This is a genomic window from Micromonospora sp. NPDC051006, from assembly GCF_044456245.1.
In the GTDB taxonomy this organism is placed as follows: domain Bacteria; phylum Actinomycetota; class Actinomycetes; order Mycobacteriales; family Micromonosporaceae; genus Micromonospora.
Map to the genome: position 1 here is coordinate 95,300 of NZ_JBITFP010000011.1, position 18,408 is coordinate 113,707.

The following is an 18,408-nucleotide window of genomic DNA, read 5'->3' on the forward strand; positions in this document are numbered from 1 at the left end:
TCCTGAGGTCGCGATGCCTCTCACGACCGTAGGTGACCGTCGCAATGGCGGACCATCAGTCGAGCGGCGTGGCGGCGACCCCCGTCGTCGCGCTCGACTGGACGACCAGCCGGGTCAGGCCCAGCCCAGGGCGTGCAGCCGCTCGTCGTCGATGCCGAAGTGGTGGGCGATCTCGTGCACCACCGTGACCGCCACCTCGTCGACGACGTCCTCGTCGCTGTCGCAGATCCCCAGGATGGGGCGGCGGTAGATGAAGATGCGGTCGGGCAGGACGCCGGAGTAGTCCCAGCCGCGGTCGGTGAGGGCATGCCCCTCGTAGAGGCCGAGCAGGTCCTCGCCGGGGGGCGGGTCGTCCTCGACCAGGATGACCACGTTGCTCATCAGGCCGAGCAGCTCCTCGGGCACCTCGTCGAGGGCGTCGGCGACCAGCTCCTCGAAGCGCTCGCGGCTCATCTCCATCGGCACCCTGTCATTCTGCCCCACGCCGCCGGGCCGCCGGGCCGGCCAAGATCCGCCCACCTCCACGGAGGATCGGCACTCCGTGGAGGTGTGGCGGTCGGATGGGTCAGGAAGCGAGGCGGGCGGTGAGGGTGATCGCGGCGCCCGGGGAGAGCAGACGGGAGATCGGGCAGTTCGCCTTGGCGGCCTCGGCGAGCTTCTGGAACTCGCTCTCGTCGATGCCCGGGACCTGGCCGACGGTCTCCAGCTCGATCCGGGTCACGGTCATCCCGGCGTCGGTCTTGTCCAGGTGCACCTTGGCGGTGGTCTCGACGGAGGTCGCGGTGGAACCGGCGTCGGCGAGCGCCTTGGAGAAGGCCATCGAGAAGCAGCCGGCGTGCGCCGCGCCGATCAGCTCCTCCGGGTTGGTGCCCTCACCCTCCTCGAAGCGCGACTTGAACGAGTAGTTCCCCTCGAGCCCGCCCTTGCCGGTGCGGACTGTGCCGGACCCCTCGGTGAGGTTGCCCTGCCAACGTGCGGAAGCGGTACGGATAGGCATGCACCGACGCTAGCGGAAAGCCGCCCAGCCTGCGACGGCCTCGGTCGACGCCCCTCGTGCGATCCCCGTCACCAGACGTCCGCTGTGCCATGATTCGGGGCAGGCGCGTGACCGGCGAGAGGATGGCCGATGTCCCGAGAACTGCCTATCCCCCGGCAGGACGACCGGTCCGACGGCACGGCCGTCGTCGAGTGGGGCAGCACCGAGCCGGCACCCGCCGCGCGGCGCGGGCGCTTCCTCGCCGACCTGGGCCGGGATCGCCGGTTGCCGCCGCTGCTCGCCGGGCTCGGCGCGGTGGCCGCGGTCGCCTCGCTGATCGGCGAGTGGTCGGTGATGACCCTGCCCAACGCCGGCCCCAGGGGCGAGTCGATCCGGGTGCCCGCCGGGGTCTCCGACGTCGCGGGCTTCGGCGTCGCCTATCTGGTCGGGCTGCTCGCGCTGGCCTGCGCGGTGGCGGTCGTGCTGTGGGGCACCCAGGCGGTCCGGGCGAACACCCGACTGGCCGGTCTCGCCCTGGCCGGGGCGCTGCTGGCGATGCTCACCGCGTCGGCCTTCACGCTCGACAAGGCGGGGCAGCGCACCTTCTTCTACGCCGTGGAGGACGGTTTCCAGGTCGAGTACGGCCGGGGCCTGGTGATGGCCTTCATCGCCTGCGTGCTGCTCGGCGGGGCGCTGTGGCTGGCCCCGAATCTCGGCCCGTTCGACGCCGACGCCTCCGCCCAGCCGGTCTTCCGGCGGCGGCGTCGTCGGCCGGCCGACGACGACCTACGGGACGACGGGCCGGCCGAGCCGGCCGACCTCACCGTGCAACCGGCCGTCCCGTTCGCCCGGCCGGAATCGTCCCACTGAGTCGCCCGGCCCGCGAGCTGACGACCCGTGAGCCGGCCGGTCGGTCCGGCGGCCGGCGGTACGACCGCGTTCAGGCGGTGGCCCAGCGCAATTCGCCGTCGACCATCGTCTCGGTGGCACGCAGGCCTAGTCGTTCGGCGATCCGGGCCGAGGCCCGGTGGTCGGGATGCACGTGGGCGATCAACGCCCGGATGCCGTGCCCGTCGAGCCAGCCGACCATGCCCGCGGCGGCCTCTCCGGCGTAGCCGCGGCCCTGCTGCGGGGCGACGACGACCCAGGCCAGCTCGGCGACCGACCGCTCACCGTCGAGCCGGACGGTGGCCTGCACGGTGCCGACCGCCTGCCCGCTCTCCCGGTGCCGGACGATCCAGTTCAGCCAGCCCTGGCTGCCGTCCGGCGACCGCCCGATCACCTGGCGGGCGTACCGGGCGCGTAGCTGCTCCAGGCTGGCCGGCTCGCCGCCGATGTATTCGTGCAACCGCTCGTCGCGCAGCAGCGGGGCCATCTCCGCGGCGTGCTCGACCCGGAGCGGTTCCAGCACCAACCGCTCGGTCTCGATCGGCTCCGCCGCCGGCCAGTCGCGCACCGCCATCCGTTCACCGTACGACCGAAGGGGTGCCGCCGGGTGGGAAGCGCCCGGACCGGCGGTCGGAGATCGGTGTGCGCCCGGGGTTGGCGTCTGATTCGCCTGGAAGCCATGGTTGCGACGAGTTGACCGAGGTACGGTTGCTGCCCGCCGTCACTCCGGGTCGATGATCGACCACTGAAACGGCTGGCTGCGACGGCGGCGGGCGAAGGAGGAACCATGACCCGCCCGGGACTGCCCAAGCTGATCGCCACCGATCTTGACGGAACGCTCGTCCGTAGCGACGACACCGTCTCCGCGTACACCCACGGGGTGCTCGACCGGGTGCGGGCCGCCGGGATTCCGGTGGTCGGCGCGACCGGCCGCGGGCCCCGGCTGACCGAGCTGACCCGCAACGACATCCGCGCGGCCGACTTCCTGGTGATGGCCGGCGGCGGCCGGGTGGTCGACCAGAGCGACCCGGCCGGCCCGATCGTGCTCCGCGACGAGCGGCTTCCCGGGGAGGTGCTCGCCCGGCTGCTGGCCGACCTGGAGGCCGAGGTGGGCCCGCTGACCGTGATGGTGGAGGCGTCGGACGAGCACGATGCCCCGCTCTGGGGCGACTACCACCCGAGCTGGCCCTACCAGGACCGGTTCGAGGCGCGCACCCGTGCCGAGTGCCTCGCCACCGACGTGATCAAGGCGTTCGCGCGTACCGCGGACCACCACGTGGACGAGCTGCTCGCGGTGGCTCGTCGGATCATTCCGGCACAGGTGGCCACGCTCACCCAGGCCGGGCTCGGCTTCGTGGAGATCTGCCCGCCCGGGGTGGACAAGGCGACCGGGCTGGCCGTGGTGGCGCAGGCCCTCGGCGTCGACCCGGGTGACGTGCTGGTCTTCGGCGACATGCCCAACGACCTGCCGATGTTCGAGTGGGCCGGTTGGTCCCGGGTGGCCGTCTCCAACGCCCACCCGACGGTGCGCGCCGCGGCCGACGAGGTGACCCTGCGCAACGACGACGACGGGGTGGCAGTCTATCTGGACCGACTACTCTCCCGGTGATGGGAGAGACGCCACGCCTGGTCGCCACCGACATCGACGGCACGCTGCTGCGCGACGACCGGACGCTCAGCCCGCGTACCGCGCAGGCCCTGGCCCGGATCGCCGCCAGGGGCACGCCGGTCGTGCTGGTCACCGGCCGCCCGATCCGCTGGCTGAAGATGGTGTACGACCAGCTGAGCGGACCGCTGCCGGCGATCTGCGCGAACGGCGCGGTGGTCTACGACCCGGTGAACGACGAGGTGCTGCGGGCTGATCCGCTCGCGCCGGAGCTGCTCGCCGAGGTGGCCCGGCGGCTGCGCGCCGAGGTGCCCGGAATCAGCTTCGCCGTGGAGATCATCGACAGCCGGCAGATGCGACACGAAGCGCACTACCCGCTGCGCTGGGATGCCGACGCCAACGCGATCCGGGCCGTCGAGACGCCCGAGGAGCTGCTGGCGGCGCCGGCGGTAAAGCTGCTCGCCCGGGCCGGGGAGCAGGACCCGGACGCCTTCGTCGAGCTGGTCGGCACGGCCCTGCAGGGCCTGGCCGAGGCCACCCACTCGTCCTACTCCGGCCTGGTCGAGATCTCCGCGGCCGGGGTGACCAAGGCGGCGGGGCTGGCCTGGTACTGCAACCGGCTCGGCGTCGACGCCGGGGACGTGCTGGCCTTCGGCGACATGCCCAACGACGTGCCGATGCTGGCCTGGGCCGGTCGGGCGGTGGCGGTGGCGAACGCACACCCCGCCGTCCTGAAGGTCGCGCACGAGGTGACCGTGGCGAACTCCGAGGACGGCGTGGCGGCGTACCTGGAGAAGATCTTCGACGTGGGGTGAGCGGGCCCGCCGCGCCGGCGGCGCGGCGGTCGGCTCAGAGGTACTGCCCGGTGCTGTGGCCCTCGCCACCGGCGGGCTGCCCGATCCCGGGCATCCCGGGCGCCATCCCGCCGGGCCCGCTCGGCAGCGCCTGGCGCCCCGAGCGCATCTGCTCCAACTGCACCCGGGCGGCCATCTGCTGGGCGACCAGCGCCGCCTGGATGCCGTGGAACAGCCCCTCCAGCCAGCCGACCAACTGGGCGTGGGCGATCCGCAGCTCGCCCTCGCTGGGCGCGCTCTCCTCGGTGAAGGGCAGCGAGATCCGCTCGAGCTCCTCGCGCAGCTCGGGGGCGAGGCCCTCCTTCAGCTCGACGATCGACCGGGCGTGGATCTCCCGCAGCCGGTGCCGGCTGGCGTCGTCGAGCGGGGCGGCCTTGACCTCCTCGAGCAGCTGCTTGATCATGCTGCCGATCCGCATCACCTTGGCGGGCTGTTCGACCAGGCGGGTCGGGTCCTCCCCCTGGCCGTCGTCGGCCTGCATGGTGCCGACCGGCTGGCCGTCCGGGCCGACCACCACCACCGTGCCGGAGTGGCCGGTGTCCTCGTGGTCCGACTCGTTGTTCTGTCCAGCGGAGCGCGCTTCGGTCATGGGATCCATCTTTACCCAGTGGCGCCCGTCCACGCTCGCCGGGACCGACTCCCACCCGGCAACCACCCGGGCGGGGCGCGCTACCGTCGCGCCATGCCCGCCGACCCGCGCGCCGTCCTCACCCGGCCCGCCCCGGAACCGGACCGCACCGTCGCGTACGGCGACCATCCGGACCAGATCGCCGATCTGCGGCTGCCGGCCGGATCCGGCCCGGCGCGGCCGCTGGTCGTGGTGGTGCACGGCGGCTTCTGGCGGGCCGAGTACGACCGGCGACACACCGGCCCGATGGCGGCGGCCCTGGCCGCGCTGGGTCATCCGGTGGCGCAGCTGGAGTACCGGCGCACCGGGCAGCCGGGCGGCGGCTGGCCGAACACGTTCACCGATGTGCTGACCGGCGTGGCGGAGCTGCCCCGGCTGGCCGCCGCGGCGATGCCGGGCCGGGTGTCGGCCGCCGCGCCGATCCTCGTCGGTCATTCGGCCGGCGGGCACCTGGCGCTCTACGTCGCCGGGACCGCGCCGGCGACAGTCGATGGCGTGCTGGCGCTGGCTCCGGTCGCCGACCTGGGTGAGGCGTACCGGCGGGATCTGGACTCCGGGGCGGTGGCCGCGCTGCTGGGCGGGGGGCCGGCTGAGTTTCCCGAGCGGTACGCGACCGCCGATCCACGGTCGTTGGTGCCGGTACAGACACGCTCAGTAGTTGTCCATGGTGCCCTGGACCGACAGGTGCCGGTCGCGATGAGTCGGAGCTTCGTCGCCGAAGCCCGTGCGGTTGGCACCGATATCACCCTTGTTGAGCTCGCGGAATGCGAGCATTTCGGGCTTATCGATCCGGAGTCTGCGGCCTGGCCGGTGATCGTCGATGTATTGCAGTCCCTACACGATGATCAGCAGCCGATTGACGCAGCGTCGCCGACCAGGTAGAACGCCGAAGGGGCGTTCAGGCCCTGCAACGCTCCTCGGAAGGAACTCGGTGTCGCAGATGAACCGCAGGCGGGCGCTCCAACTGCTGGCCGCGCTCGGTACGACCGGACTCGTCGCGGCGTGCGGCGACGACACCGACGGCGCTCCGGCGGCCGGGCCGAAGAGCCCGATCAAGATCGGTCTCATCGCACCGCAGGCCGGCGGCTTCAAGGCGATCGGCGAGGAGATCACCAACGGGTTCCAGCTCTTCCTCGACCTGCACCAGCAGCAGCTCGGCGGGCACCCGGTGACGCTGATCACCGCGGACGAGGGAGAGACCGCCAAGTCCGGCAAGGCCGCCGTCGACGATCTGCTCAAGCAGGGCGTGCTCGCGCTGACCGGCGTGGTCAACTCCGCCGTCATGCTCGGCATCCGGGACACGGTCGAGCAGGCTCGGGTGCCGCTGATCGGCTCCAACGCCTCCCCGAGCAGCCTGCAGAGCGTGGTCTACATCTGGCGCACCTCGTACGTGCTCGACGAGGCGGGACGGGCGCTCGGCCGTTACCTCAAGGAGAAGCTCCCGGCGAACAGCCGGATCACGATGATCATCCCGGAGAACGTCGGCGGCCCGGACGTGGTCCGCGGCTTCCGGCAGGAGTTCGGCGCCAGCGACCCGCGCATCTCGGGCTCCGTCATCTGGACCAACCCCACCACGAAGCCCAGCCCCACCGCGTACGTCCAGGACATCCGCAAGGCGATCGACCGCAGGCCGTCCGGGATCTTCTGCTTCTTCGCCGGCGACGCCGGTGTGGAGTTCATCCGGCAGCTGCGCAAGGAGGGCTACAAGGGGCCCGTCTACGCCCCCGGCTTCCTCACCGAGGGCACCGCGCTGGAGACCCTCAAGAACGACGGACTCAACATCCAGACCGCGTTGAACTACTCGGCCGACCTGAACAACGCGGCCAACCGGGACTTCGCCTCGGCCTACCGCAAGAAGCACAACTCCTCGCCCACCACCTACGCGATGGCGTCGTACGACGCGGCGCAGGTGCTCCACCAGGCGATCGACCTGGCCGGCGACGCCCCGAACCCGCAGCAGGTCAACCTGGCGCTGGGCAAGCTCGGGCAGATCGACAGCCCGCGCGGCATCTGGCAGTTCAACCAGCCGCGTACGCCGCAGCAGAAGTGGTACCTGCGCCAGGCGCAGCGCGAGGGTCAGCTGATCTCGAACGTGTTGATCACCGAGCTGGCCACCCTGGGCTGAGCCCCGCCACCCGCACGCCAGGGGCCGGCCTCCACGACGGGAGGCCGGCCCCTGCTGGTACGCCGGTCGTACGGGCGGTCAGTGGCGCAGCTCGGCGATGCAGCACTTCACGCTGCCGCCGCCCTTCTTCAGCTCGGCCAGGTCCACCGGCACCGGGTGGTAGCCGGCGGCCTTGAGCTTGCCCGCGAGCCGGGTCGCCTCGCTGTTGAGCACCACGTTCAGCCCGTCGCTGACCAGGTTGAGCCCGAAGGCCATGGCATCCTCGTCGTCCGCGATCACCGCGTCCGGGAAGAGCTGGGTGAGCACCCGCTGGCTGGCCGCCGAGAACGCACCCGGGAAGTAGACGACGTTGGTGTCGTCGATGGCGGCGAGCGCCACGTCCAGGTGGTAGAAGCGCGGGTCGATCAGGTGCAGCGAGACCACCGGTCGGGCGAGCGCCTCCTGTGCCTCGGCGTGCGCCGGCAGCTCGGTGCGGAAGCCGTGCCCGGCGAGGATCAGCCCACCGTGCGCCTCCGGCACGTACGCGAAGTCACCCTCGCCCTCGTTTGTCTCGCTCGGGGCGATGAACCGCCAGCCCTGTTCCTCGTAGAACGCCCGGTGCGCCGCGGCCTCGCCGGCTCGCTGCTCGTGCTTGAACCGGGCCCCGTAGGCGGTGCCGTCCACCACGAAGGCGCCGTTGGCGGCGTAGACCATGTCCGGCAGACCGCGCTCGGGGGTCAGCAGGTGCACCTCGTGGCCGAGACCGACCAGAGTCTCCCGCAGCCGGTCCCACTGCTTCACGGCCAACGCCGAGTCGACCGGGGTGGTCACGTCCATCCACGGGTTGATCGCGTACTCGACCGCGAAGCGCTCAGGGGAGCACATGAGATATGTCCGCTTTCGCGGCACTCGCTGCTGGTTCACGGTGACCAAGAGTAGGTACCGTAGAACTTTGGTAACAGCCACAACCATTGCTTCCAAGAGGCGGAACGTTGCAGATAGATGCCGTTGACCAGCGGATCATTGCGTTGCTCGTCGCCGACGCCCGGGCGTCGTACGCCGACATCGGCACCCGGGTGTCACTCTCCGCCCCCGCAGTCAAGCGACGGGTCGACCGGCTGCGCGCCACCGGGGTGATCCGGGGATTCACCGCTGTCGTCGACCCGGCCGCCGTCGGTTGGACCACCGAGGCGTTCGTCGAGCTCTTCTGCGCCGGGCGGACCACCCCCGCACAGATCGGCGTGGCGGCCCGCCGGCACCCCGAGGTGGTCGGCGCTTACACCGTGTCCGGCGAGGCCGACGCGCTCGTGCACCTGCGCGCCGCCGACATCGCCCACCTCGAGGCGGCCCTGGAGCGGCTGCGCGCCGAATCGTTCGTCACCTCCACCCGGAGCACCATCGTGCTCTCCCGGCTGGTCGAGTCACCGGGCGTCGGCCCCTCCGCCGGCTGACCGGCCGGCGCACGCACCCGGCCGGGCGGTGACGGAAACCAGTGGCCCACCGTGGAACCGCTGCCGGGCGCGGCCCGTCGAACCGGCCATGACACGGGTAGCCCTCATCGCCGTCGTCGGCACCCTGGCCGCGATCGGCCCGCTCGCCGCCGGTGGTCGGCTCCCCTCGACCTGATCCTCCCTCCCCCGGCGGGTGAGGTCCGGTTTCTCGGGGTTTCCGGGCCTCACCCGCCACCACCGGGCTTGACCTCAAGGCGGGTTGAGGGTGTCGACTCGACACCGGAGACCCGAGGGGGAGTCATGCGAGCGATCTGGTTGCGCGGGTTCGGCGGACCCGAGGTGCTGGTGCCCGGCCCGGCTCCCGACCCGGTGCCCGGGCCGGGCCAGGTGCTCATCGACGTGGCACACGCCAACATCACCTTCGTGGAGACCCAGTTCCGGGCCGGCCGGACCGGGCCGTTCGGCGGCAGTCCACCGCTGATCCCCGGCAACGGCGTCGGGGGCACGGTCACCGACGTCGGCACGGGCGTCGACCCGGCGCTGGTCGGACGCCGGGTGGTCAGCTCCACCGGCGGCTCCGGCGGCTACGCCGAGCGGGTCACGGTGGACGCGACTGCGCCGATCGAGGTGCCCGATCCGCTGGCGCTCGACGCGGCGGTGGCGCTGCTCGCCGACGGGCGCACCGCGACCATGCTGATCGACGCGGTCGACCTCCGGCCCGGCGAGCGGGTGCTGGTGGAGGCGGCCGCGGGCGGGGTGGGCAGCCTGCTGGTGCAGCTCGCCGCGGCCGCCGGCGCCCGGGTGGTAGCGCTCGCCGGTGGGCCGCGCAAGGTGTCGCTGCTGCCCGGACTCGGCGCGGCGGTCGCGGTGGACTACCGCGAGCCGGACTGGACCGACCGGGTCCGCGCCGCCACCGACGGGGTCGACGTGGTCTTCGACGGCGTCGGTGGCGAGTTGGGCCGGGCCGCGTTCAAGCTGCTCGACCCGGGCGGCCGGATGGTGAGTTTCGGCCTGGCCAGCGGCGAGTGGGCCGGGGTGCCGCCGGAGGACGCCATCGCCCGGAAGGTGGCGCTGCTCCGGCCGGACGTGCCGCCGGCGCGGCTGCGCGCGTACACCGAACAGGCCCTGGCGGAGGCGGCGGCCGGACTGCTGCGGCCGGTGATCGGGCAGCGGTTCCCGCTGGAGCGGGCGGCCGACGCGCACGCCGCGATCGAGTCCCGAGCGACCGTGGGCAAGACCCTGCTCGACCTCCACTGACCGGCAGCGACCGCCTTCTCAGAGGTACATGCCGGTGCGGTGCTCGCCCTGGTCACGGCGGACCGGCTTGTCGCTCTCGCCGAAGAAGCGCTTGCCGCCGAACTCGCCGTGCAACCGGTCGTCCAGCTCGTCGGCGAGCCCGGTCATCACCTGCACCGCCAACATGAGGTGCGTGGCCTGGAAGTTGCGGCCGAAGACCGGGATGGACGCCCAGACGGTGTCGTCGGCGCAGTAGAGGCGGCCGATCGGCATCCGGTTGGTGAGTTCGGAGAGCCGTACGTAGAGCCGCTCGGTCGGTTCGACCTCGGTGAGCACCGGAGAGAAGACGTCGACCAGCGGCGGATTGTCGCGGACCCGGACGAAGACCATCGCCGAGCCGGAGCGGATGTTGATGTCCCCGTCCGAATCCACCTGCAGGCGGTCGGAGTCGGACTTGAGCATGGTCGAGACGACGGTGCGTACCCGCTCCTCCAGCGCCAGCACGCCGGCCTGCTCCGGCTGGGCGGCGGCCGCCTCGGCCAGCGCCTCGTCCAGGTCGGCCTCGACGTCGTGGTCCGGGCCGAACTCGCTACGCGCGGTGCCGAGCGGCTCGCCGGGCAGCGGCTCCCCCTCGGCGTCGTGGATCAGGTAGACCAGGAAGGCCGGGTGCGGCGCACCGTAGACGTCGCGCAGGGTCCGGGAGAGCAGGGCGGCGATCCGGGTCGCCGCCGCCGTCGTGCCGTCCAGGCCGAACGACTCGCCGGAGCCCTCGACGACCCCCGGCGGCGACCAGCCCAGCGCGATCATGTCCGCCACCGCGCTGCGGTCCAGCCGGTAGCCCTGCGGCAGGCTGGCGTTGCCGACCGCCCGCGCGGCGAGCCGGCCGTCGGCGCCCACGTCCACGCTGATCGAGTAGACGGCGTCGCCGGTGCCGGAGGCGGTCGGATCGAGAGTCAGCTCGACGTGCGCGCCGGTGGGCAGCGCCGGGAGCAGCGCCGCCAGCGCCCGGGCGAACTCCTGCCAGGCCTGCGTCACCTTGGCCCGCAGGTCGGCCGTGCTCGACTGGTCGAGCAGGATCGACTCGTGCTGTTCCGGCTGCGTCGGCGCGCCGCCGGACGGCTCACCGGTCGGCACCGAGGGGTGGTCTGCCGTCATGATCGCCTCCGTCCGTCAAGGTCACCCTACCCACGGGACCGGGAAGCCGAATCAGCCCCGACCGTGATCGGACAGCAGCCGCCGGCGGACCGGTCAGATCGGCCGATCCGGGCCAGGAAAGCCCTGGTAAGGCCGGTGCGGCACCGGGCGGCGCGAAGCGGACGCCCCCCGTCGCCCGCCGCAGGCGGTCAGGAGGCGGTGGGGTCGGCCGGGTCGGCGCCGAGCTCGACCGGCCAGCTCCCGGCCAGCGCGCTGAGCCGCGCGGCGGCGCCGGCGGGGTCGGCGCCGCGCCCCACCGCCAGCCCCAGCAGGTACGCGGAGACCGGCGCGCCGGGGCGGATCACCTGGTGGGCGACGTCCTTCGCCAGGTCGAGCACGGCCGGCACCGGCACCTCGGCCGGGTCGAGCCCCAGCTCGGCGCAGGCCGCCGTGACCCAGTCGTCCATCACCGTCATCGCGCCCACTCCTCCGCCCGGTGTACGTCCTGGTCAGTGTCGCAGTCGAACCAGGGCGGCGGGCCCTCGCCGGCCCAGGCCACCTCCCGCACGGTCAACCCGTCGAGCAGGGCGCGCACCGAGGCGCCCGCGAGCGTGCCGCCCCGCTTGGCGGCGAGCCGGTCCACGGCGGCCCGCAGCGGGGACACCCGCCACACCCCGCAGAGGGACTGTCGTCGGCCGTCGTCGTCGACGAAGCAGGCACCGTCGACGGAGCGGGCGTCGTCGGCGAAGCGGGCGTCGTCGCCGACCGGCTCGTCCAGCGCGCGCCGCAGCACGCCGACCGCGTCCCGGGTGAGCAACGGCAGGTCAGCCGCGAGCAGGGCGACCGTCGTGGTGCCCGCATCGAGCAGCGCGAGACCCGCCGCCGCGGCGGCCACCGGCCCACCGCCGGGCGGTTCCTCCCGGGTGACCCGTACCTCGGGCGGGACCGGATCGGCCCACCCGACCAGGATCCGAGGCTCGGCGTCGGCGACCGCGGCGAGCACCCGGTCGCGCATCGGCCGGCCGCCGACCGCGAGCGCGGGTTTGTCCACCCCGCCCATCCGCCGAGCCGCGCCCCCCGCGAGCACCACCGCCGCGTACGTCCCCATCCGGTCACGGTAGCCGTGCGGACGCCCGGGCGCGGGGTGCAGGATGGCGGGATGGGACGGGCGACTGACCGACGCGGCGTACTCCGGATCGACCTCGACGGCGTGGCCGGCCCGTCGGTCCGCCGGCCGGACAACCTGGCCGTGGAGGAGCCGCTGGAGATCCGGGTGGGTGCGGCCGGGCCGGGCCGGCGTAAACCACTCGCGGTGACCATGCGCACCCCCGGCGACGACCTCGACCTGGCGATCGGTTTCCTGCTGACCGAGGGGCTGATCCGGTCCACCGACGACGTGCACACCGCGCAGCTCTGCGCCGGGGCGGAGACCCCGAACACGTACAACGTGGTGGACGTGGTGCTCAGCCCCGGCGTGCCGGAGCCGGCCACCGACCCGGCCCGGAACTTCTACACCACCAGCTCGTGCGGGGTGTGCGGCAAGGCCAGCATCGACGCCGTACGGACCCGCTCACTCTTCCCCGTCGCCGACGACCCGCTCACCGTGCCGGCCGCCCTCCTCGCCGAGCTGCCCGACCGGCTGCGGGCGGCGCAACGCGGCTTCGATCGCACCGGTGGCCTGCACGCGGCGGGCCTGTTCAGCACGGACGGGCAGCTGCTCGTGCTGCGCGAGGACGTCGGGCGGCACAACGCCGTCGACAAGGTGGTCGGCTGGGCGGTGCGGGAACGGCGGCTGCCGCTGGCCGGGCATCTGCTGCTGGTCTCCGGGCGGGCGAGCTTCGAGCTGACCCAGAAGGCGTGGATGGCAGGGCTGCCGCTGCTCGCGGCGGTCTCCGCGCCGAGCACCCTCGCCGCCGAGCTGGCCGAGGAGGCCGGGATGACCCTGGTCGGCTTCCTGCGCGGCCGGACGATGAACGTCTACGCCGGCCCGGGCCGGATCCTCACCGGTTGAGCAGGTCGAACAGGTCCAGCCGGAGGGCGGCGTCGCGGGCGACCAGGAAGCCGGCGATGCCGAGGACCCAGCCGAGCGCGCTGCCCGCCTTCTCGGTGATCCACCTGTTCAGCCGGGCCAGCACCGGCTCGACCAGCCTCGGGACGGCCACCCGGGCGGCCAGCAGCAGCACCGCCGGCACCACCATCACCAGGCAGTAGCCGGTGAGGAGCGCCGCCACCGTCGGCGCGCCCAGGTCGGCGGACGCCAGCAGGCTCACCGCGCCGAGGTACGGCAGCATGGTGGCCACCTCGGCCAACGCGGCGAGCAGCGCCAACCCGACCAGCCAGCGGGCCGAGGAGTCCCCACTGGTGGCCCGGTCGCGCCAGCGCAGCACCCCGCCGGAGCGGCGCTGCCGCTTGCCGTCGTAGCGGAAGCTGAGCGCGAAGAGCGCGATCCCGAGCGCCAGCTGCGCCCAGAGCACCGGCCGCTGGTCCAGCGCCCCGCCGAGCGCGTCGGCCAGCCGGGTGCCACCCCAGACCAGCAGCAGCCCGACCGCGAGGTAGAAGGCGGCGATCGTGCCGAGGTAGGCCAGGATCCGCGGCACGCTGACCCGGCCCGGCGCGAGCAGCAGCCAGATCGGGATGAAGAGGGTGCCGATGCTGGTGCTGTCGATCAACGCCAGCCCGGCGAGTGAGAGCAGAAGTCCGACGCTCATCTGGTCACCAAGGGGGGTACGGGCACCTGACCATCCTCCGGTCGCGCGGGCCGCGCCGAGTCGACCAGGGGAACGAACCTGGCGTACATCGTTCGATGGACGGCGTTTCCCAGCCGTCAGCGCCCGGCGCGGCGGCTCCGCTTGCGGCGGCGCACCACGCCGGGCAGCCCGACCGCCGGCCAGCCGTCCAGCTCGGAGGGCGGCACGCCCCGGCGGAGCAGGTCGTCCAGGAGCAGCGCGAGGGAGTAGTCCGGGTGCACGGCGAGCGCCCGCTCCAGCGCGACCGCCGCCAACGCGCCCTGGCCGGCCCGCCAGGCGGCGAAGGTCAGCAGGCTCGCCGGCGCGGCGATCAGCTCCGGCTCGGCCCGGCGCAGCACGTCCGTCCAGAGGGCGATGTCACGGTCCCGCCCGTCGGTGCGTTCCCAGGCGTGGTCGCGTACCGGCAGGTGGGTCAGGAGCAGGGTCAGCCAGGCCACCTCGGCGTCTTCGAGGCGCTCGCCCCGGCGCTGCCGGCGCAGCGCGTCGCGTACCGCCGCCACTCCGGCGGCGCGCAGTGCGCGTCCGCCCAGCAGGTCACTGCCGGGGGCCTGCTCGACCAGGCCCACCAGCCGCCGCTCGGCGTCGTCGGTGGCCCGCCGCATGGCCAGCCGGGCCGGGCCCTGCACCGGGGACACCTGCGCCGCCAGGGCGGCCCGGTCGGGCAGGGCCACCTGCCCGGCGAAGACCGCGGACGCGGTGACCTGACTGGCGCCCGGGTCGTACGGCCGGCCTTCCGGCGGGCAGCAACCCGCCCCGACGCACAGGTAGGACCACCACCGGCCGTCGGTGACCCGCAGCGCGTCGAGCAGCACCAGCCCGGCCTCGGTCAACGCGGCGCGGACCGCGTCGACGGTGGGGGTCACCCGCGCTGCCGGCCCATAGCCGACGACGGTGGCGGCGTCCGCGCGCTGACGGTGGATGACGTCGGCCAGATGCTGAGCCGGGCCGGTCGGGTCGGCGGTGGGCTCGGGCAGGTCGGCCCGGGCGGCGAAGACGATCTGCCGACCGCGCAGCGCCACCACGACCACGCTCTCGGCGGGGTGGAAGCCGAGCAGGTAGGGCACGGCGGCGATGAGGTCGGCGGGTGAGCGGACGGCGAGCCGGGGGCGGTCGGTCGAGGACATGGAGGCAGCCTGCGATCCGGCGCGGACGTCGCGCAGCCCTTGTGGACGACACGCCGTCCATCCACAGACACGGAGAGTATTTCGCCTGCTCAGCCGCGTATGCCACGGCGCTCGGCGGGAGGGGCTACGGTGCGCTGATGGACCTCGCGTACCTGCGCGCGCATCCGGCCCACCTGCCGACGTTCCTCACCCACCAACGGATCCGGGAGACGCCGGTCGCCGGCGGGGACATCTGCACCGCGTCCCGGCTCACCCTGGACGACGGCCACTCGGTCTTCGCCAAGACCTGGCCGGAACGCGCCGGGCGACCGGTGCCCGAGGGCTTCTTCGCGGCGGAAGCGGCCGGGCTGCGCTGGCTGGCCGCTGCGGGCACCACGGCCGCGACCGGCGCCGCAGTCGCTGCGGACGTGGTGCCGGTGCCCGAGGTGATCGTGGTGCTGCCGGAGCTGCTCGCCCTGCAGTGGGTGCAGCCCGGCGAGCCGAGCCCGGAGGCGGCCGAGCGGTTCGGCCGGGAGCTGGCCGCGCTGCACCGGGCCGGCGCGCCGACCTTCGGGGCGGAGTGGACCGGGTTCATCGGGGCGCTGCCCCAGGACAACACGCCGGAGGGCGGCCCCTGGGCGGCCTGGTTCGCCCGACGGCGGCTGACGCCGTACCTGCGCCGGTCGGTGGCCGGTGGGGCGCTGACCGCGGCCGACGCGGCCCTGGTCGAGGAGGTGATCGACCGGCTCGGCGAGTTCGGTGGGGACGAGCCACCGGCGCGGATCCACGGTGACCTGTGGCCGGGAAACGTGCTCTGGGGCGCCGACGACCGGGCCTGGCTGGTCGACCCGGCCGCACACGGCGGGCACCGGGAGACCGACCTGGCCCAGCTGGCGCTCTTCGGCGGCGCGCCGCACCTGGACCGGATCCTCGCCGCCTACCAGGAGACGTGGCCGCTGGCCGAGGGGTGGCGGGAACGGGTGCCGCTGCACCAGCTGCACCTGCTGCTGGTGCACACCGCGCTCTTCGGCGCCGGATACCGCGATGCGGTCACCCGCGCCGCCCGAGCCGCCCTGAACGGGGTCGGGCGCGCTACGGTCGACACGTGAGCGTCGCCATACCGACCGACGGCGTCCTCGTCGACCGGTTCGGCCGCGTCGCCCGGGACCTGCGCGTGTCGCTGACCGACAAGTGCAACCTGCGCTGCACCTACTGCATGCCCGCCGAGGGGCTGCCCTGGCTGGCCGGCCCCGAGCTGCTGACCGACGACGAGATCGTCCGGCTGGTCCGGGTCGCCGTCGAGCAGCTCGGCGTGACCGAGGTGCGGTTCACCGGCGGTGAGCCGCTGATCCGCCCCGGGCTGGTCGACATCGTCACCGCGGTGGCCGCTCTCGAACCGCGCCCCACGATCTCGCTGACGACCAACGGCATCGGTCTGGACCGGCTCGCACCGGCGCTGCGCGCCGCCGGGCTGGACCGGGTGAACGTCTCCCTGGACACTCTGGACCCGGCCCGGTTCGCCGACCTCACCCGCCGGCCCCGGCTCGACGCCGTCCTGGCCGGCCTGACCGGCGCGGTGGCCGCCGGCCTGGACCCGGTCAAAATCAACAGCGTGCTGATGCGCGGCGTCAACGACGACGAGGCCCCGGCGCTGCTCCGGTTCGCCCTCGACCACGGCTACGAGCTGCGGTTCATCGAGCAGATGCCGCTGGACGCGCAGCACGGCTGGGACCGCGCCGCCATGGTCACCGCCGACGAGATCCTCGCGTCGCTGCGCCGGGAGTTCGACCTGCGTACCGATCCCGCGGAGCGGGGGGCGGCGCCGGCCGAGACGTGGTTGGTCGACGGCGGCCCGGCCCGGGTCGGCGTGATCGCCAGCGTCACCCGTCCGTTCTGCGGTGACTGCGACCGGACCCGGGTGACCGCGGACGGCCAGGTCCGCGCGTGCCTCTTCGCCACCGAGGAGTCCGACCTGCGCGGCGCGCTGCGCGGCGGGGCGGACGACGACGGCCTGGCCGGCCGCTGGCGGCGCGCGATGTGGGGCAAGCGGGCCGGGCACGGCATCGACGATCCGAGCTTCCTGCAACCGGCCCGACCGATGTCGGCCATCGGAGGGTGACGGTGACCGACCCGACGCGGCCGGTCGGCGCCGCGCAGCTCAACGTCCGCTACTTCGCCGGTGCCCGGGCGGCGGCGGGCCGCACCGAGGAGGCCGTACCCGCCGGGAGGTCGCTCGACGATCTCACGACCGAGTTGGCGGAACGGCACGGTGACCGGCTCGCCGCCGTGCTGCGGGTGGCGAGTTTCCTCGTCGACGGCGTCACCTGTCATGATCGTCAGACGCCGTTGCCGGCAGGGGCCACGATCGACGTCCTGCCCCCCTTCGCGGGCGGCTGAAGGAGGCGTACGTGCTGTCGGTCCTGGCGTTCGTGGGCACCATCGCCCTGATCACCGGCCTGATCCACCTCTACCTGTGGAAGCGGCTGGTTCGCGACACCACCAGGCCGGGCCGCTGGCGGCGGATCGGTGGCGTCACCGCTGTGGTGCTCGCCGTGCTGGTGCCCGCCGCGCTGGTGGGCACCCGGGCCAAGCTGCACTGGCTGGCCTGGCCGGGCTACCTCTGGCTCGCGCTGATGTTCTACCTGCTGGTGCTGCTCGTGGTGCTGGAGGTGCCGATGCTGGTGGCCCGGTTGGTGCTGCGCCGCCGGGTGACCGCCGCCGAGTCGACCGCCGCCGCGCCCGAGCCGGTGCTCGTCGGCGCCGCCCGGCCGGCCGACCCGCCCGCCGCCGACGCGGTCGCGCAGCCCGACCACGACCCGTCCCGCCGGTTGCTGCTCGCCCGGGGGGCTGCCATCTTCGCCGGCCTCACCGCCGTCGGCGTCACCGGGTACGGCGTGCGCACCGCCTTCGGCCCGCCGGAACTGGACCGGGTACGCATCCCGCTGGCCAAGCTGCCCAGGAGCATGGACGGCCTGCGCATCGCCACCGTCTCCGACATCCACCTCGGGCCGCTGCTCGGTCGGGGGCACACCGAGCGGATCGTCGCTGCCATCAACCGGCTCGACGCCGACGTGGTCGCGGTGGTCGGCGACCTGGTCGACGGTACGGTCGCGGAGCTGGGCGAGGCGGCTGCCCCGCTGCGCGACCTGCGTTCCCGCTACGGCAACTTCTTCGTCACCGGCAACCACGAGTACTACTCCGGGGTGGAGGAGTGGGTGCGAGAGGTGGACCGGCTCGGCCTGCGGGTGCTCCAGAACCAGCGGGTGGAGATCCCCGCGCGCGGCGGCGTGCTAGACCTGGCCGGCGTGAACGACGTGTCCGGGGCGCAGCTGAGCGCCGCCGCCGGGCCGGACTACGCCGCGGCGCTCGGTGACCGCGACCCGGCCCGCCCGGTGGTGCTCCTCGCCCACCAGCCGATCGCCGCGGTCGAGGCGGCGAAGTTCGGCGTCGACCTGCAACTCTCCGGGCACACCCACGGCGGCCAGATGGTGCCGTTCAACCTCGCGGTCAAGCTGGAGCAGCCGGTGGTCTCGGGGCTGGGTGAGGTGGACGGCACCAAGGTCTACGTCACCAACGGCGCCGGTTTCTGGGGCCCACCGGTGCGGGTCGGTGCCAACCCCCAGATCACCCTCGTCGAGCTCCGCGCCCCCTGACCGGTCCCGGCACCCCCCGGTCAGAAGT

22 protein-coding genes are annotated in these 18,408 nt (G+C 73.7%); 12 read left to right on the forward strand and 10 right to left on the reverse strand.

The features are described from left to right. Positions 1-114 precede the first annotated feature (114 nt). Both ACIBBA_RS18695 and ACIBBA_RS18700 read right to left on the reverse strand, forming a co-directional pair. Positions 115-459, reverse strand: a complete 345-nt coding sequence (locus tag ACIBBA_RS18695; protein ID WP_350876877.1) for a metallopeptidase family protein — start codon at positions 457-459, stop codon at positions 115-117. A 106-nt stretch (positions 460-565) separates the two neighbouring features. Next, positions 566-997, reverse strand: coding sequence for an OsmC family protein (locus ACIBBA_RS18700; RefSeq protein ID WP_357046491.1), 432 nt, complete (start codon positions 995-997; stop codon positions 566-568). A gap of 129 nt (positions 998-1,126) precedes the next feature. Here ACIBBA_RS18700 and ACIBBA_RS18705 point away from each other — a divergent pair, with 129 nt between their 5' ends. Continuing rightward, positions 1,127-1,846: a hypothetical protein gene (locus tag ACIBBA_RS18705; RefSeq protein WP_396698727.1), complete on the forward strand. Its 720-nt coding sequence runs from the start codon at positions 1,127-1,129 to the stop codon at positions 1,844-1,846. A gap of 70 nt (positions 1,847-1,916) precedes the next feature. Here ACIBBA_RS18705 and ACIBBA_RS18710 read toward each other — a convergent pair whose 3' ends face one another. Further along, on the reverse strand, positions 1,917-2,438 hold the full coding sequence (locus ACIBBA_RS18710) for a GNAT family N-acetyltransferase (protein ID WP_396698729.1): 522 nt from the start codon (positions 2,436-2,438) through the stop codon (positions 1,917-1,919). A gap of 213 nt (positions 2,439-2,651) precedes the next feature. On the opposite strand from ACIBBA_RS18710, the gene ACIBBA_RS18715 reads away from it, so the two are divergent. Both ACIBBA_RS18715 and ACIBBA_RS18720 read left to right on the forward strand, forming a co-directional pair. Further along, positions 2,652-3,473, forward strand: a complete 822-nt coding sequence (locus ACIBBA_RS18715) for an HAD family hydrolase (protein ID WP_357046497.1) — start codon at positions 2,652-2,654, stop codon at positions 3,471-3,473. Beyond that, a complete protein-coding gene (locus ACIBBA_RS18720) occupies positions 3,473-4,285 on the forward strand; it encodes an HAD family hydrolase (RefSeq protein ID WP_396698731.1) in 813 nt (270 codons plus the stop codon). The genes ACIBBA_RS18715 and ACIBBA_RS18720 overlap by 1 nt, the downstream gene beginning before the upstream one ends. A gap of 34 nt (positions 4,286-4,319) precedes the next feature. Here the strand turns inward: ACIBBA_RS18720 and ACIBBA_RS18725 are convergent, their stop codons facing one another. Beyond that, positions 4,320-4,922: a bacterial proteasome activator family protein gene (locus ACIBBA_RS18725; RefSeq protein ID WP_396698733.1), complete on the reverse strand. Its 603-nt coding sequence runs from the start codon at positions 4,920-4,922 to the stop codon at positions 4,320-4,322. Between the two features lie 84 nt (positions 4,923-5,006). Between ACIBBA_RS18725 and ACIBBA_RS18730 the strand changes: the two genes are divergently transcribed. Beyond that, positions 5,007-5,834 carry an alpha/beta hydrolase family protein gene (locus tag ACIBBA_RS18730; RefSeq protein ID WP_396698735.1) on the forward strand — a complete coding sequence of 276 codons (828 nt, stop codon included), beginning with the start codon at positions 5,007-5,009 and terminating at the stop codon, positions 5,832-5,834. Between the two features lie 49 nt (positions 5,835-5,883). Then, complete coding sequence (locus ACIBBA_RS18735; protein WP_396698737.1) at positions 5,884-7,077, forward strand: ABC transporter substrate-binding protein; 1,194 nt, start codon at positions 5,884-5,886, stop codon at positions 7,075-7,077. Positions 7,078-7,155: 78 nt separating this feature from the next. Here ACIBBA_RS18735 and ddaH read toward each other — a convergent pair whose 3' ends face one another. Next, positions 7,156-7,989, reverse strand: coding sequence for a dimethylargininase (ddaH, locus tag ACIBBA_RS18740; RefSeq protein ID WP_396698739.1), 834 nt, complete (start codon positions 7,987-7,989; stop codon positions 7,156-7,158). Between the two features lie 59 nt (positions 7,990-8,048). Here ddaH and ACIBBA_RS18745 point away from each other — a divergent pair, with 59 nt between their 5' ends. After that, a complete protein-coding gene (locus ACIBBA_RS18745) occupies positions 8,049-8,507 on the forward strand; it encodes an Lrp/AsnC family transcriptional regulator (RefSeq protein WP_091593913.1) in 459 nt (152 codons plus the stop codon). A gap of 300 nt (positions 8,508-8,807) precedes the next feature. After that, positions 8,808-9,764 carry a zinc-binding dehydrogenase gene (locus tag ACIBBA_RS18750; protein WP_396698741.1) on the forward strand — a complete coding sequence of 319 codons (957 nt, stop codon included), beginning with the start codon at positions 8,808-8,810 and terminating at the stop codon, positions 9,762-9,764. A gap of 18 nt (positions 9,765-9,782) precedes the next feature. Here ACIBBA_RS18750 and ACIBBA_RS18755 read toward each other — a convergent pair whose 3' ends face one another. The 3 genes from ACIBBA_RS18755 to ACIBBA_RS18765 all read right to left on the reverse strand — a co-directional run bounded on the left by ACIBBA_RS18755 (position 9,783) and on the right by ACIBBA_RS18765 (position 11,985). After that, the gene (locus tag ACIBBA_RS18755; protein ID WP_396698743.1) at positions 9,783-10,898 is read right to left on the reverse strand and encodes a T3SS (YopN, CesT) and YbjN peptide-binding chaperone 1; all 1,116 of its coding nucleotides are present in this window, start codon (positions 10,896-10,898) and stop codon (positions 9,783-9,785) included. Between the two features lie 188 nt (positions 10,899-11,086). Beyond that, entirely contained in the window at positions 11,087-11,353 is a 267-nt protein-coding gene (locus tag ACIBBA_RS18760) for a DUF6457 domain-containing protein (protein WP_396698745.1), read from the reverse strand. After that, positions 11,350-11,985 carry a molybdenum cofactor guanylyltransferase gene (locus ACIBBA_RS18765; RefSeq protein WP_396698747.1) on the reverse strand — a complete coding sequence of 212 codons (636 nt, stop codon included), beginning with the start codon at positions 11,983-11,985 and terminating at the stop codon, positions 11,350-11,352. Before ACIBBA_RS18765 ends, ACIBBA_RS18760 begins: the two co-directional genes overlap by 4 nt. A 51-nt stretch (positions 11,986-12,036) precedes the next feature. Between ACIBBA_RS18765 and fdhD the strand changes: the two genes are divergently transcribed. After that, on the forward strand, positions 12,037-12,888 hold the full coding sequence (gene fdhD, locus ACIBBA_RS18770; RefSeq protein WP_396698749.1) for a formate dehydrogenase accessory sulfurtransferase FdhD: 852 nt from the start codon (positions 12,037-12,039) through the stop codon (positions 12,886-12,888). Here fdhD and ACIBBA_RS18775 read toward each other — a convergent pair. Beyond that, positions 12,878-13,585 (reverse strand): GAP family protein, encoded by a 708-nt coding sequence (locus ACIBBA_RS18775; protein WP_396698751.1) that lies wholly within the window; start codon positions 13,583-13,585, stop codon positions 12,878-12,880. The two genes, fdhD and ACIBBA_RS18775, sit on opposite strands and share 11 nt — an antisense overlap. A gap of 116 nt (positions 13,586-13,701) precedes the next feature. Further along, entirely contained in the window at positions 13,702-14,748 is a 1,047-nt protein-coding gene (locus ACIBBA_RS18780; protein WP_396698753.1) for a DUF4192 domain-containing protein, read from the reverse strand. Positions 14,749-14,885: 137 nt separating this feature from the next. Here ACIBBA_RS18780 and ACIBBA_RS18785 point away from each other — a divergent pair, with 137 nt between their 5' ends. From ACIBBA_RS18785 to ACIBBA_RS18800, 4 genes are read left to right on the forward strand one after another with little or no spacing between them, the layout of a single operon-like run. Then, positions 14,886-15,836 (forward strand): fructosamine kinase family protein, encoded by a 951-nt coding sequence (locus ACIBBA_RS18785; protein ID WP_396698755.1) that lies wholly within the window; start codon positions 14,886-14,888, stop codon positions 15,834-15,836. Next, complete coding sequence (gene moaA, locus ACIBBA_RS18790; protein WP_396698757.1) at positions 15,833-16,846, forward strand: GTP 3',8-cyclase MoaA; 1,014 nt, start codon at positions 15,833-15,835, stop codon at positions 16,844-16,846. The genes ACIBBA_RS18785 and moaA overlap by 4 nt, the downstream gene beginning before the upstream one ends. 2 nt (positions 16,847-16,848) lie before the next feature. Next, a complete protein-coding gene (locus tag ACIBBA_RS18795) occupies positions 16,849-17,124 on the forward strand; it encodes a MoaD/ThiS family protein (RefSeq protein ID WP_396698759.1) in 276 nt (91 codons plus the stop codon). An 11-nt stretch (positions 17,125-17,135) separates the two neighbouring features. Next, positions 17,136-18,380, forward strand: coding sequence for a metallophosphoesterase (locus tag ACIBBA_RS18800; RefSeq protein ID WP_396698761.1), 1,245 nt, complete (start codon positions 17,136-17,138; stop codon positions 18,378-18,380). The last annotated feature ends 28 nt before the right edge of the window (positions 18,381-18,408 follow it).